Source organism: Rhodococcus koreensis, assembly GCF_017068375.1.
Taxonomy (GTDB): domain Bacteria; phylum Actinomycetota; class Actinomycetes; order Mycobacteriales; family Mycobacteriaceae; genus Rhodococcus_F; species Rhodococcus_F koreensis.
Genome location: NZ_CP070609.1, coordinates 1,563,287 through 1,575,884, shown reverse-complemented (window position 1 = coordinate 1,575,884; position 12,598 = coordinate 1,563,287). Strand labels below are relative to the sequence as shown.

Annotated in this window: 13 protein-coding genes and 2 tRNA genes; 5 read left to right on the top strand and 10 right to left on the bottom strand. The window is 67.0% G+C overall.

Going from position 1 to position 12,598, the window contains the following annotated elements; all coding sequences use genetic code 11:
- The first annotated feature begins 8 nt into the window (after nucleotides 1-8).
- Complete coding sequence (gene acpS / locus JWS14_RS07335) at nucleotides 9-401, top strand: holo-ACP synthase AcpS (protein WP_009474123.1); 393 nt, start codon at nucleotides 9-11, stop codon at nucleotides 399-401.
- Nucleotides 402-469: 68 nt separating this feature from the next.
- Here the strand turns inward: acpS and JWS14_RS07330 are convergent, their stop codons facing one another.
- From JWS14_RS07330 to JWS14_RS07320, 3 genes are all read right to left on the bottom strand, one after another.
- Nucleotides 470-1,159: a TetR family transcriptional regulator gene (locus tag JWS14_RS07330; RefSeq protein WP_072947030.1), complete on the bottom strand. Its 690-nt coding sequence runs from the start codon at nucleotides 1,157-1,159 to the stop codon at nucleotides 470-472.
- An 81-nt stretch (nucleotides 1,160-1,240) separates the two neighbouring features.
- The gene (locus JWS14_RS07325; RefSeq protein WP_241031280.1) at nucleotides 1,241-2,011 is read right to left on the bottom strand and encodes an ABC transporter permease; all 771 of its coding nucleotides are present in this window, start codon (nucleotides 2,009-2,011) and stop codon (nucleotides 1,241-1,243) included.
- Complete coding sequence (locus JWS14_RS07320) at nucleotides 2,008-2,988, bottom strand: ATP-binding cassette domain-containing protein (protein WP_206012773.1); 981 nt, start codon at nucleotides 2,986-2,988, stop codon at nucleotides 2,008-2,010. The genes JWS14_RS07325 and JWS14_RS07320 overlap by 4 nt, the downstream gene beginning before the upstream one ends.
- Nucleotides 2,989-3,047: 59 nt before the next feature.
- On the opposite strand from JWS14_RS07320, the gene JWS14_RS07315 reads away from it, so the two are divergent.
- Nucleotides 3,048-3,803 (top strand): TetR/AcrR family transcriptional regulator, encoded by a 756-nt coding sequence (locus JWS14_RS07315; protein ID WP_072947036.1) that lies wholly within the window; start codon nucleotides 3,048-3,050, stop codon nucleotides 3,801-3,803.
- Nucleotides 3,804-3,829: 26 nt separating this feature from the next.
- Here the strand turns inward: JWS14_RS07315 and bcp are convergent, their stop codons facing one another.
- Nucleotides 3,830-4,303: a thioredoxin-dependent thiol peroxidase gene (bcp, locus tag JWS14_RS07310; protein WP_095864958.1), complete on the bottom strand. Its 474-nt coding sequence runs from the start codon at nucleotides 4,301-4,303 to the stop codon at nucleotides 3,830-3,832.
- Between the two features lie 176 nt (nucleotides 4,304-4,479).
- On the opposite strand from bcp, the gene JWS14_RS07305 reads away from it, so the two are divergent.
- Nucleotides 4,480-4,701, top strand: coding sequence for a DUF3618 domain-containing protein (locus JWS14_RS07305; protein ID WP_037236402.1), 222 nt, complete (start codon nucleotides 4,480-4,482; stop codon nucleotides 4,699-4,701).
- Nucleotides 4,702-4,857: 156 nt separating this feature from the next.
- On the opposite strand, the gene JWS14_RS07300 is transcribed toward JWS14_RS07305, so the two are convergent.
- Nucleotides 4,858-4,930 (bottom strand) — tRNA-Lys (locus tag JWS14_RS07300).
- A gap of 288 nt (nucleotides 4,931-5,218) precedes the next feature.
- On the opposite strand from JWS14_RS07300, the gene JWS14_RS07295 reads away from it, so the two are divergent.
- Nucleotides 5,219-6,454 (top strand): L,D-transpeptidase, encoded by a 1,236-nt coding sequence (locus tag JWS14_RS07295; RefSeq protein ID WP_083395821.1) that lies wholly within the window; start codon nucleotides 5,219-5,221, stop codon nucleotides 6,452-6,454.
- A gap of 60 nt (nucleotides 6,455-6,514) precedes the next feature.
- Here JWS14_RS07295 and JWS14_RS07290 read toward each other — a convergent pair.
- Together JWS14_RS07290 and orn are read right to left on the bottom strand one after the other, a co-directional pair.
- Nucleotides 6,515-6,590: transfer RNA gene (locus JWS14_RS07290), tRNA-His, on the bottom strand.
- Nucleotides 6,591-6,676: 86 nt separating this feature from the next.
- On the bottom strand, nucleotides 6,677-7,276 hold the full coding sequence (gene orn, locus JWS14_RS07285; RefSeq protein ID WP_072947105.1) for an oligoribonuclease: 600 nt from the start codon (nucleotides 7,274-7,276) through the stop codon (nucleotides 6,677-6,679).
- Between the two features lie 85 nt (nucleotides 7,277-7,361).
- On the opposite strand from orn, the gene JWS14_RS07280 reads away from it, so the two are divergent.
- Entirely contained in the window at nucleotides 7,362-9,098 is a 1,737-nt protein-coding gene (locus JWS14_RS07280) for a helicase HerA-like domain-containing protein (protein ID WP_206012772.1), read from the top strand.
- A gap of 63 nt (nucleotides 9,099-9,161) precedes the next feature.
- Here JWS14_RS07280 and cmrA read toward each other — a convergent pair whose 3' ends face one another.
- The 3 genes from cmrA to JWS14_RS07265 are packed head-to-tail and all read right to left on the bottom strand — an operon-like array spanning nucleotide 9,162 to nucleotide 12,555.
- Complete coding sequence (gene cmrA, locus JWS14_RS07275; RefSeq protein ID WP_095865085.1) at nucleotides 9,162-9,965, bottom strand: mycolate reductase; 804 nt, start codon at nucleotides 9,963-9,965, stop codon at nucleotides 9,162-9,164.
- 18 nt (nucleotides 9,966-9,983) lie between these two features.
- Nucleotides 9,984-12,008 (bottom strand): NADPH-dependent 2,4-dienoyl-CoA reductase, encoded by a 2,025-nt coding sequence (locus JWS14_RS07270; protein WP_206012771.1) that lies wholly within the window; start codon nucleotides 12,006-12,008, stop codon nucleotides 9,984-9,986.
- Between the two features lie 13 nt (nucleotides 12,009-12,021).
- Nucleotides 12,022-12,555 carry a PadR family transcriptional regulator gene (locus tag JWS14_RS07265; protein WP_206012770.1) on the bottom strand — a complete coding sequence of 178 codons (534 nt, stop codon included), beginning with the start codon at nucleotides 12,553-12,555 and terminating at the stop codon, nucleotides 12,022-12,024.
- Nucleotides 12,556-12,598 lie beyond the last annotated feature (43 nt).

The following is a 12,598-nucleotide window of genomic DNA, read 5'->3' as shown; positions in this document are numbered from 1 at the left end:
AACGACGGATGGGAGTTCTGGGGATCGGCTTCGATCTCGTGACGGTGTCGGAGTTCGCCGAGCAGCTGGACCGGCCAGGGACGGCCATGCTCGACAACTTCACACCGGGCGAGCGTCGGGACGCCGTGACCCGGAGCTCCGATCCGGCTAGACATTTCGCCGCCCGGTGGGCTGCGAAGGAGGCAGTGATCAAGGCCTGGTCCACGTCTCTCTTCGCCAGCCCGCCGGTGCTGCCCGAGATGATCCACCACCTGATCGAGGTGGTGACGGATGCGTGGGGGCGACCGAGTATCCGCTTACGCGGGGACGTCGCCAAGCATCTGACCGATGTGAAGATTCACATCTCGCTCACCCACGACGGAGACATGGCCGGCGCGTTCGCCGTCATCGAATCCGTGTAGGCGCCTCCGGCGCTCGTGCGCCTTTCTGGTAGCCCCGGCAACCGGAAGGGCGCACGAGTGCGTAGCGCCTACGTGGTGCGCGATTCCTTTTCGGCGACCAGCAGGTACGCCACCATCAGCCGTTTCAGTTCGGCGACGGCGTCCGCGTGGCTCTGATTGTCCTGCACCGAGAAGTTGAGCATCGAGTACACGACGTGGACGAGCACCTCGGCCATCATCGTGCGCCGCTCCCGCGACGTCTGCGGGGTGAGAGGCGCCAGCATCCGCGAGACCTGCTCCGCGAACGCCTTCTCGTGGATGGCGCCGGTGGCGCGCGTCGAGGGCGTCGACTGCATCGCCAGCCACACCTCGCGCCTCGACGGATCAGACGTCCACAGCCCGGCCATGTGGTCGACGAACGAATTGAGGAACCGCAGCCAGTCGAGGGACGGGACCTCGCCGTTGAACTGGGCGATCTCGTGCTGCACGCCGACGAGGTCCTGCCGGTTGAGCTCGCAGACGATCACGTATTTGTTCGCGAAGAACTGGTAGAGCGTGCCGATCGGGACGTCCGCGCGGGCGGCGACCTCCTCGCACGTGAACGATTCGAATCCCACGTCCACCAGCAACTCCCGCGATGCCGTGAGCAGTGCGTCGAACTTGCGGCGGCTACGTTCCTGGGTCGGACGTCTGCGCGGCAGGAGTTCCTGCGGGTCCGACTGCAGCTCCAACGCCGGATCCACACGGCGCGGCGCTTGCTTGCTGACTGAAGACTCCACCGCCCCAGGCTATCCGTCTTTCGTCCGGATTCCGAAGATCCCTCCCGGTGACGCGTCGGGTTTCACCTGGGCGGGAGAGACTCAGCGGGCCGTCTTGCGGGTGAACGATGTGATCGCCCACACAGCGCCGACGGCGGCGATTCCGGCGCACCACGACACCGCGGGTAACGCCGTGTCGCCGACGGGTGTGCCCAGCAGCAGGCCACGGACCGTTTCGATCACCGGCGTGACGGGCTGGTTCTCGGCGAAACCGTGCAACCAGCTCGGCATGGTGTCGGTGGGAACGAATGCGCTGCTGACGTATGGCAGGAACAGGAGGAGGAACGTGAATCCGTTGGCGGCTTCCTCGCTGTCGGCGACGAGTCCGAGCGCGGCGGCGAGCCAGGAGATCGCGAGGATGAACAGCGCGATGAGCGCGAGCGCGCCGAGCCACTGCATCGGTCCCGCCGTGGGGCGGAATCCCATGATCACGGCGACGCCGATCACGACGAGCGACGTGACGAGGTTCCGTGCGACGCTCGACACAACATGACCGAAGAGGAAGGCCGAGCGCGCGACCGGCATGGACCGGAAACGGTCGACGATGCCGTGCACCATGTCTCCGGTGACGCTCACCGCGGTCTGCGAGGAACCGAAACCGGCGCAGAGCAGGATTATTCCGGGCACCACGTAGTCGAGGTACCCGGTCCGGGTCTGCATGGCCCCGCCGAAGACGTACACGAACAACAGCAGCAGCATCACCGGAAGAGCGACGCCCATGATCATCGTCTCGGGAGTGCGGAGCATGCGGGTGAGGCTGCGACCGGTCATGGCCGCGGCGTCGTCCACGGCGGACCGTATGCCGGTGATCATCGGGCTGTCGCCTCGTTCCGGATCGGGGACGCGTTCGACGTGTCGGTGAGCGCGAAGAAGACGTCGTCGAGATCGGGGGCGTGGAGCGAGAGCGTGTCGACGGTGACACTCTGGTCGTCGATCCGTCCGAGAAGAGACTTCAATTGGCCGATGCTCCCGTCGGTGGGCACCTGGATCGCCAGACGCTCGGTGTCGAGGACGGCGTCGCCGAAGGCGCGTGCGACGTGGTGCAGTTCGGACGGCTGCGTGAGCGTCAGCTCGAGGTGGCCGCCGGGAACGAGGCGTTTCAGTTCGGCGGGGGTCCCCTCGGCGACGACCCCGCCTCCGTGGAGGACGGCGACCCGGTCTGCCAGGTGGTCGGCTTCCTCGAGGTACTGGGTGGTGAGAAAGACGGTGACGCCGTCGTCGACGAGGCGCCGGACCATCTCCCACATGCTCTGACGGCTGCGCGGGTCGAGTCCGGTGGTCGGTTCGTCCAGGAAGATGATGTCGGGGCCGGAGATCAGGCTCATCGCCAGGTCGAGGCGCCTGGTCATGCCGCCCGAGTACGTTCCCGCGCGGCGGGCTCCCGCGTCCACCAGGTCGAACCGTTCGAGCAGTTCGCGCGTGCGTGTCCGGCCGTCCGCCCGGCCGAGGTGGCTCAGCCGGGCCATGAGCCGGAGATTCTCCTCGCCGGTCAGGAGGTCGTCGACCGCCGCGTACTGCCCGGTGAGGCTGATCTTTCGCCGGACTCCCTGCGGGTCGCGACGGAGGTCGTGGCCGGCGATGGTCACCGTGCCCGCATCCGGCGGTGTCAGCGTGGACAGGATGCGGACCATCGTCGTCTTACCCGCCCCGTTGGCGCCGAGGAGAGCGAACACGCTGCCGCGTGGCACGTCGAGGTCGATGCCGTTCAGGACGGCGACGTTTCCGTAGTTCTTGCGCAATCCCCGGACAGAGATGGCCGACTCCGAAAACTGTGTATCTCGTATACTCATGGTGTGCAGCGTACGCAGTTTTAGGATGAGCGCAAGACCCCGACGAAGTGGACCCGTGCATGCCCCCATCGAACGACCTTCCGGACGACCGCTCCACCGCCACTCTGCCCAAGGCGGTCCGGCTGGCATGGGGGATCGAGGAACCGGGGACTCGCGGACCGCGGAAAGGGCTCAGCCTCGAACGGGTCGTCGATGCGGCCATCGAGGTGGCGGACGCCGAAGGTCTCGCGGGCCTGTCCATGAGCCGGGTCGCGAAGCAGCTCGGGTTCACCACGATGTCGCTGTACCGGTACGTCGACAGCAAGGACGATCTGGTGGAGCTGATGGCCGATCGGGCCATCGGTCAGCCCAGCGGGCTCGTCGTATCGGGTGGATGGCGGGACCGGCTCGAATCCTGGGCGCTGGGCGAGTACCGGGCGGTCCGGGCGCACGCGTGGTGGCCGGAGGTGACCATCTCCGCTCCTCCGACGGGCCCCAACAATCTCGCGTGGCTGGAAGCCGGTCTGCAGTCGCTGGCCGACACCGGCCTGAGCGAGGACCGGAAGCTGCAAGTGGTGCTGAACGTTTCGCTGTTCGTGATCGGGCGGGCGCGGTTCGCGCTGGACCTGGAACGGTCGGCGAAGGCGGAGCAGGTCGACTACGCCCGGCTGCTCCCGCTACTGCTCGACGAGAAGCGGTTTCCCGCACTGCGGGCGGCGATCGAGGGGGGTGCGTTCGATGCCGGTGACGAAGATGACGCGCACTGGCTCGAACACGACTTCCGGTTCGGCCTCGACCGGATGCTCGACGGCATCGAACGGCTCACGGGCGGCTGACGAGACACAGCCGCCCGTCGCGCCGATCAGACGGACAGGTCCCGCCGCAGTTTCGCGACGTGGCCGGTGGCCCGGACGTTGTACTGGGCCACCTCGATCTTCCCGTCCTCGTCGACGAGGAACGTGGAGCGGATGACGCCCTGCACCGTCTTGCCGTACATCTTCTTCTCGCCGAACGCGCCCCACGCCTCGAGGGTGGTCTTCTCGGGGTCGGACAGGAGCGGGAACGTCAGTTCCTCGTTGTCGCGGAACTTGGCGAGCTTGGCCGGCTTGTCGGGGGAGATGCCGATCACGTCCAGTCCTGCGCCGTTGAGGTCGGCGAGATTGTCGCGGAAGTCGCAGGCCTGTTTGGTGCAGCCCGGCGTGCTCGCCGCCGGGTAGAAGTACACGACGACCTTGCGGCCGCGGAAGTCGGCGAGCGACACGTCGTTGCCGTCGGCGTCGGGCAGCGTGAAGGCGGGGGCGGTGTCTCCAGGGGCGAGTCTGCTGTTGTCGGTCACGAGAAGTCAGGCTACCGGGCAGGGGCGACAGTGGGCCGAAGGGCGATTGGGGGAGACGGCGACTGGGAAGACGGGGTCGCAGGCCGGGAGTTCTCGTCTACGGTTGACACAAGTGTGGGAACGCCGCGGTAGCGTCGCTCTCGCTGATCGAACCAGTCGAACAAGTTGGAGGACACGTGCCCAGGGACACCGAGAGCATCGAGCGTGAGATCGAGAACGCGCGTAATCAGCTCGCGAGCACTCTCGACGAATTGACGGTCCGCACCAACCCGAAGCGGCTCGTGGAGAACACGAAGCGGACGCTGATCGCGAAGCTGAACGAGCCGGCGGTCAAGTACGGACTGATCGCCGTGGGTGCGGTGGCAGGGCTCCTGGTGCTCCGCAAAGCGTTGCGCTGAACGACCCCCCGTGACAACGGGCCGTCGGAGGTGAAGTTCGCAGTGACTTCACGTTCCGGCGGCCCGTTCGTCATCTGACCGCCCGCACGGTCCGGTGAGATGGTGACAACGAAAAAGGCCCCCATCCTCGTGAGAGGATGGGGGCCTTCGTGCAAGTGCGCCCACAGGGACTCGAACCCCGGACCCAGTGATTAAGAGTCACTTGCTCTACCAACTGAGCTATAGGCGCTCGCTCTTGCGAGACAGAACATTAGCGGGTCGCTTCTCGGGAATGCAAATCGCCTGGTCGCGACTCCTCGTGACGACCCCATCCGCAGGGGGTGCGTAACAAGAGCGCCGCTGGTCACGATTGATATTCGAACGTTATTGAGCGGCCCGGCGCTTGGTTGGAACCGGTCTCCAGTGGCTGGCATCATTGGAGACCACACGGTCTCGACGTGCCGATTCGTCTTGCGAAGGCGAGGGACGTGCCGGCTTGAACGTGAATTCGGAGCGAGGACGTGAAGTGGGGTTATCCATGGGTGTGGGGCGTGGCGGGCGCATGCGGGCGCAATCGGTGGGATCCGTCTCGAAGACGGCGACGATTGTGGCGGCATCACTCGTATTCGCATTGTCGATCGCAGGGTGCACCGTCTCCGGTGCCGACAGCGTCACGGAAGGTGAGGCGCCGATCGATTCCAATCCGGTCACCGAACTCATCAAGCCGAAGCTGACGGCGTCGGCCGTCGATGGTGCAGTGGGATTCTCGCCGGGACAGCCGGTGACGGTGACAGTGGCCGACGGCACGCTGGCGAAGGTCACCATGCTCAACCCGGAGGGTGAACCGGTCGACGGCGCCATCGCCCCCGACGGGTTGTCCTGGGTCAACACGGAGCCGCTGGGCTACGACAAGGAGTACCGGCTCGAGGTGAAGGCGAACGGGCTCGGTGGCGGCACCGTCTCGACGTCCGAATTCACCACCAGCGCGCCCGGAAACGTCACCAAGCCGTACGTCATGCCGTCCGAGGGCGACGTGGTGGGCATCGGTCAGCCGATCGCCGTCCAGTTCGACGAGAACATCCCCGACCGCAAGTCGGCGGAGTCGGCGATCACGGTCACGACCAATCCGCCCGTCGAGGGCGCGTTCTACTGGGTGAACAACCGCGAGGTGCGGTGGCGTCCGCAGAACTACTGGGCACCCGGCACCGCCGTGGACGTCAAGGTCGCCGTGTACGGACGTGATCTCGGTGACGGACTGTTCGGCCAGGAGGACGTCCACACGGCCTTCACGATCGGCGACGCCGTGATCGCGACGGCGGACGACAACACCAAACAGGTGACGTTCGAGCGCAACGGCGAAGTGATCATGACGATGCCCACGTCGATGGGTAAGGACGACACACCCACCGACAACGGCGTCTACATCATCGGCGACCGGTTCGCGAACCTTGTCATGGACTCGTCCACGTACGGTGTGCCCGTCAACTCCCCGCAGGGATACAAGACTCCCGTCGACTGGGCCACACGAATGTCGTACAGCGGCATCTTCTTCCACTCGGCGCCGTGGTCGGTGGGGCAGCAGGGCTACTCGAACGCGAGCCACGGCTGCCTGAACCTCAGCCCGTCCAACGCGAAGTGGGTGTACGACAACACGAAGCGCGGCGACATCGTCGTCGTCAAGAACACGCTGGGCGGCACCCTGTCGGGCACGGACGGCCTCGGGGACTGGAACATCCCGTGGGATGTCTGGAAGGCCGGCAACGCCAACGCCTGAGCGGGCGTCAGACCAATCGCAAAGAGGAAAGCCCCCGGCCGAGGCCGGGGGCTTTCCGTGTGGGGTGAGTGACGGGACTCGAACCCGCGACACCCAGGATCACAACCTGGTGCTCTACCAGCTGAACTACACCCACCATTGCGCTTCTGTCACCGCCCGGGGGCAGTAACTTCGGCGAGGAAGATATTAGCGCGTTCGATGCGCAAAACGCCAATCGGTATCTCAGGCGGGTCCGAGTTCCTCGACGACTGCGGCGATGTCGCTGGTAGACGGCCCTGGTTCGGCCGCGAACGCCGTCTTCCGGTAGTACTTCAACTCCCGGATCGACTCCTTGATGTCGGCCAGGGCGCGGTGGGCGAGACCTTTTTCGGGCTGACCGAAGTAGATCCGCGGGTACCACCGGCGGCACAGTTCCTTGATGGAGCTGACGTCGATCATGCGGTAGTGCAGGTAGGTGTCGAGGTCCGGCATGTCGCGGGCGATGAACCCACGGTCGGTGGCGATCGAGTTGCCGGCGAGCGGCGCCGTCCCGGCGACCGGCACGTGCTCGCGAATGTAGGCGAGCACCTGCTGCTCGGCCTCGGCGAGTGTGACCGTGGACTTCCGGACCTCGTCGGTCAGTCCCGAGTTCTCGTGCATCTTGGTCACCACGTCGGGCATGGCCGCGAGCGCGTCGTCGTCGGCGTGGATGACGATGTCGACACCCTCACCGAGCACGTTCAGCTCGCTGTCCGTGACCAGAGCTGCGATCTCGATCAGCTTGTCGGTGCCGAGGCGGAGCCCGGTCATTTCACAATCGATCCACACAAGTTTGTCCTGCACCAGGAACACAGTAGTCAAGTGGGTGACGGGATATGGTTTGCGGTGGACACTTTCTCCCGACGTGCGTGATCCGAGGAGGGCGTCGATGACCCAGCAATCGCAGGACGGCGGCGCGACCTCGACTCCGGCGGAAAGGGCAGCGGCGGCGCGGGCGGCAGCCGCCGAAGCGGCCAGGGTCGCGGCTGAGGCCGCAGCCGCTGCGGAGGCGGCGGAGAAGGAAGCCCGGGACGCGGAGGCTGAGGAGAATCGCGCTCCTGCAGGTGCCGCGGCCCCCTCCGGTGCCGCCGCGGACATCGCGGCCGGATACGCGTCGGAGGGTGCGGCTCTGGAGCTGGGGACCGTCGTTCTGGGCGGCGCCGTGGATCGGACGGCCCGGGTGCGTATCCCTCTCGCGACGATCAACCGGCACGGACTCGTCGCCGGCGCCACCGGGACGGGAAAGACGAAGACGCTGCAGGGTATTGCCGAGCAGTTGTCGGCTGCAGGGGTTCCCGTGGTGATGGCCGACGTGAAGGGCGACCTGTCGGGTCTGTCACAGCCGGGCGAGGCCACCGGCAAGATCACCGCCCGGGCGGCCGAGACCGGCGACGACCAGTGGCGGCCCGCGGGATCCCCCGTCGAATTCCTCTCGCTGGGAACGGAAGGCCTGGGTATCCCCGTCCGCGCGACCATCACCGCGTTCGGGCCGATCCTGCTCGCCAAGGTGCTCGGGCTCAACGAGACTCAGGAGTCCACGCTGGGGCTGATCTTCCACTGGGCCGACGTCCAGGGGCTCGCGCTGCTCGATCTGAAGGATCTGCGATCGGTCATCGCGCACCTCACCAGCGACGAGGGCAAGGCCGATCTGAAGGGCATCGGCGGCGTATCCCCGGCCACGGCCGGTGTGATCCTCAGGGCCCTCGTCAATCTCGAAGCCGACGGCGGCGACACGTTCTTCGGGGAACCCGAACTCGAGACCGAGGATCTGCTCCGGGTGATCGACGGCACGGGTGTGATCACGTTGTTCGAGTTGGGTGCCCAGGCCGCGCGCCCGGCACTGTTCTCCACCTTCCTGATGTGGGTGCTGGCGGATCTGTTCCAGACCCTGCCCGAGGAAGGCGATCTCGACAAACCCAAGCTCGTCTTCATCTTCGACGAGGCACACCTGCTGTTCGCGGACGCGTCGAAAGCGTTCCTGCAGCAGGTGGAACAGACCGTGAAGCTCATCCGCTCCAAGGGCGTGGGGGTGTTCTTCTGCACACAGTTGCCGACGGACGTCCCGAACGCGGTGCTGTCGCAACTCGGTGCCCGAATCCAGCACGCGCTGCGCGCATTCACGCCCGACGACCAGAAGGCGCTGACCAAAACGGTACGGACGTACCCGACCACCGGAAACTACGACCTCGAGAAGGCCCTCACGTCATTGGGCATCGGCGAGGCGATCGTGACGGTCCTGTCGGAACGGGGCGCGCCGACACCGGTGGCATGGACGAGGATTCGGCCTCCCCGTTCGCTGATGGACACCATCGGCAACGACGCGATCACGGCTGCGGCGTCGTCGAGCCCGCTGTATGCGAAGTACGGGCAGACTGTCGACCGGGAGTCGGCGTACGAGAAGCTGACGGCCAAGGTCGCCGGGGCGCCGGCCGCGGGCCCGGGCCTCGACCTGCCCCCGCTGCCCGACTTGCCGCCGCCGGCGCCCACACAGCCGGAGGAGCCGAACATGGCCGAGCAGATCCTCGGGAACTCCGCGGTGAAGAGCTTCCTCCGCTCGGCCGCGTCGGCCGCAGGCCGCGAGATCTCCCGCAGCATCTTCGGCACGGGGCGACGACGCAAGCGCTAGAAACGCTGGGCGAATGTACCTTTCAGCGCCTCGGCAGCGGTGAACGGTACATTCACCCGACGGTCAACTGCCCAGCTTCTTGTAGAACGTCCCGACGATCGGTGCGACCACCGCGCGCGGGCTGTACTGCCCGGCAACGGACATCGCCTTGCTGATGATGCCGGGCACGACGCGCATCTTGTTGTCGGCCAGGCCGTCGAGCGACACCTTGGCGGTGTATTCGCTGGAGATCCACAGGAAGTCGGGCACCAGCCTGTCCACGATCGACGCATCCGCCGGATCGGGCTCCTCGGTGCGCACCGGGCCGGGGGCCAGCAGGGTGACGTTCACTCCCGTCCCCTTGAGTTCGCCGCGCAGCGATTCGGAGAACGTGTTGACGAACGCCTTGCTGGCGGCGTAGGTGGCGTTGTGCGGGATGGGCATGTTGCCCGCCGCCGAGCCGACCATGAGGATCGCCCCGGACCCGCGTTCGATCATCCCGGGCAGCACCGCGAGGGTGAGGTCGTGCACCGCAACGGCGTTGAGTTCCACCTGGGCCCGCTCGTACGCGGGGTCGAGTCCGGCGACGGGCCCGAACGTGGCGATACCCGCGTTGTTGCACAGGACGCTGACCTCACGGCCCGCCAGTTCGGTGACGAGTGCGGCCCGCGCGTCCCGATCGGACAGGTCGCACGCGCGCACGTCGACCTCGACGCCGTACTGGTCGCGAAGGGTCCCGGCGAGTGACTCCATCACCTCGCCGCGGCGCGCGACGAGGATCAGGGAGTGGCCCCGGGAGGCCAGATCGGCGGCCAGCGCCTCGCCGATTCCGGACGAGGCGCCGGTCACGACGGCGCGGGCACTGGGGGTGGGGTTCGGCAAGCTCACGGTCAGCAGCGTAGTGCGTCAGATGCGGGCCGCGAGCCGGGTGCCCTGCTCGATGGCGCGCTTGGCGTCGAGTTCGGCGGCGACGTCCGCGCCCCCGATGACGTGGGTGGTGACGCCGGCGACGGTCAGGTCGTCGACGAGGTCACGCACCGATTCCTGGCCCGCGCAGATCACGACGTTGTCGACGGCGAGGGTGCGGGGCTTCTCCCGCTTGGCGCCGAACGTGATGTGCAGGCCGTCGTCGTCGATGCGCTCGTAGTTGACCCCGGACAGTTCCTGGACGCCCTTGCTCTTCAGCGCCGCACGGTGGACCCAGCCGGTGGTCTTCGCGAGTCCTGCGCCGATCCGGCCGCTCTTGCGTTGCAGCAGGTACACCTCACGCGGCGACGGTTCGGGAATGGGTGTGGTGAGCGCGCCCGCCGCGGCCTCGGGTTCGGTGACACCCCACTCCTGCTTCCATTCCTTCAGATCGAGAGTCGGGGAGTGCTCGTGGGTGAGGAACTCACTGACGTCGACGCCGATCCCGCCGGCCCCGATCACCGCGACCGACCGTCCGACGGGCTTGCCGCCCCGGACGACCTCCGGATACGTGAGCACCTTCGGATGGTCGATCCCCGGAATCGACGGGACGCGGGGCGTCACACCGGTCGCGACGATCACCTCGTCGTACGTGCCGACCAGCTCGGCCGCGGTGACGCGGGTGTCGAGCCGGACGTCGACATCGGCGAGCGGCAGCTGGCGGGTGTAGTACCGAATGGTCTCCGCGAACTCCTCCTTGCCGGGAATCTTGCGGGCGATGCCGAACTGGCCGCCGATCTCCGAATCCGCCTCGAACAGGGTCACCGAGTGGCCGCGCTGGGCCAGCCCGAGCGCCGCGGACAGTCCCGCGGGGCCTGCGCCGACGACGGCGACCCGCTTCGCGGTCCGGGTGGGGGAGAGTGTCAGTTCCGTCTCCCTGCCTGCCCGCGGATTCAGCAGGCACGACACGTGCTTGCGGACGAAGGCGTGGTCGAGGCACGCCTGGTTGCACGCGATGCACGTGTTGATCTCGTCGGGGGTGCCCGCCTCCGCCTTCCGCACCCAGTCGGGGTCGGCGAGCATCGGGCGTGCCATCGAGATCAGCTGTGCGTCACCGCGGGTCAGGATCTCCTCGGCGACCTCGGGCATGTTGATCCGGTTCGACGCGGCCACGGGGATCGTCACGTGCTTCTCGAGTTTGCCGGTGATGTCGGCGAACGCGGCCCGCGGTACCGACGTCACGATCGTGGGGACACGCGATTCGTGCCAGCCGATGTCGGTGTTGATGATGGTTGCGCCCGCCGCCTCCACTTCCTGTGCCAGCGCGACGATCTCGTCCCAGGTCTGACCGCCTTCCACGAGGTCGGCCATCGACAGGCGGAAGATGATGATGAAGTCCGGGCCGACCGCCTTGCGCGTGCGGCGGACGATCTCGACGGCCATCCGGCGGCGGTTCTCGGGAGTCCCACCCCACTCGTCGGTGCGCTTGTTGGTGCGCTCGCACAGGAACTGGTTGACGAAGTAGCCTTCACCGCCCATGATCTCGACGCCGTCGTAATTCGCCTGCTGCGCGAGCCGTGCGCAGCGAACGAAGTTGCGGATCTGCCAGCGGACGCCCCGGCCCGTGAGTTTGCGGGGCCGGAACGGGTTGATCGGGGCCTTGATCGACGAGGCGGAGACACTGAACGGCTGGTAGCTGTACCGGCCGGCGTGCAGGATCTGCAGGGCGATTTTGCCGCCTTCGTCGTGCACCGCCGTCGTGATCGCGCGGTGCCTGCGGGCCTCGACACGGTTGGTGAGCTTCGCGCCGAACGGCAACAGCCAGCCCGTCCGGTTGGGCGCGTAACCGCCGGTGACGATCAGCGCGACCCCTCCGCGGGCGCGCTCGGCGAAGTACTCCGCCAGCCGGGGGACGTCCTTGGCGCGGTCCTCGAGTCCGGTGTGGATGGAGCCCATGATCACCCGGTTCTTCAGCGTCGTGAAGCCGAGGTCGAGAGGGGCGAGCAGCTGGGGAAACTGTGTCATTGGCGGCGTGTCCTTATCGTGAGAGCGCGTCGAGTACTTCTTGACACCAGTCGGCGAACCCCTCCTCGACGCGGATTCCGCCGCGCAGGACGAGGTACTGGTGCAGGGCTGCGCCGGAGAGCTGGTCCGGTGCGGGAAAGTCGCGTTTTTCGATCATGCGGTAGACCTCGAGCCGGGTGGCGTGGCCGTCGCGGTGGCGGGCGACCTCGGCCGTGAGTGCGGCGACGTCACCGTGTCGAGCGGCGCGGATCTTCACTGCCAGCTCGTTGCGCAGGTGGTTGGGCTCGGTGGGTTCGGCGATCCATCGCGCGAGTTCCGCGCTTCCGGCCGCACTGACCCGGTACACCTTCTTGTCGGGTCGGCCGTCCTGCGCCACCACCTCGGCGTCGACCCATCCCGCCTCGTCCATGCGTTTGAGGACGCGGTAGATCTGCTGGTGGGTGGCGCTCTGGAAGAAGCCGATGGACTTGTCGAACCGGCGCGCCAATTCGTAACCCGAGCCGGAGTGCTCGGTCAGGGAGACGAGAAGCGCATGTTCGAGTGCCACGAACCGAAGTATGTATGCAACGAGGTGCGTATGCAACTGAGTG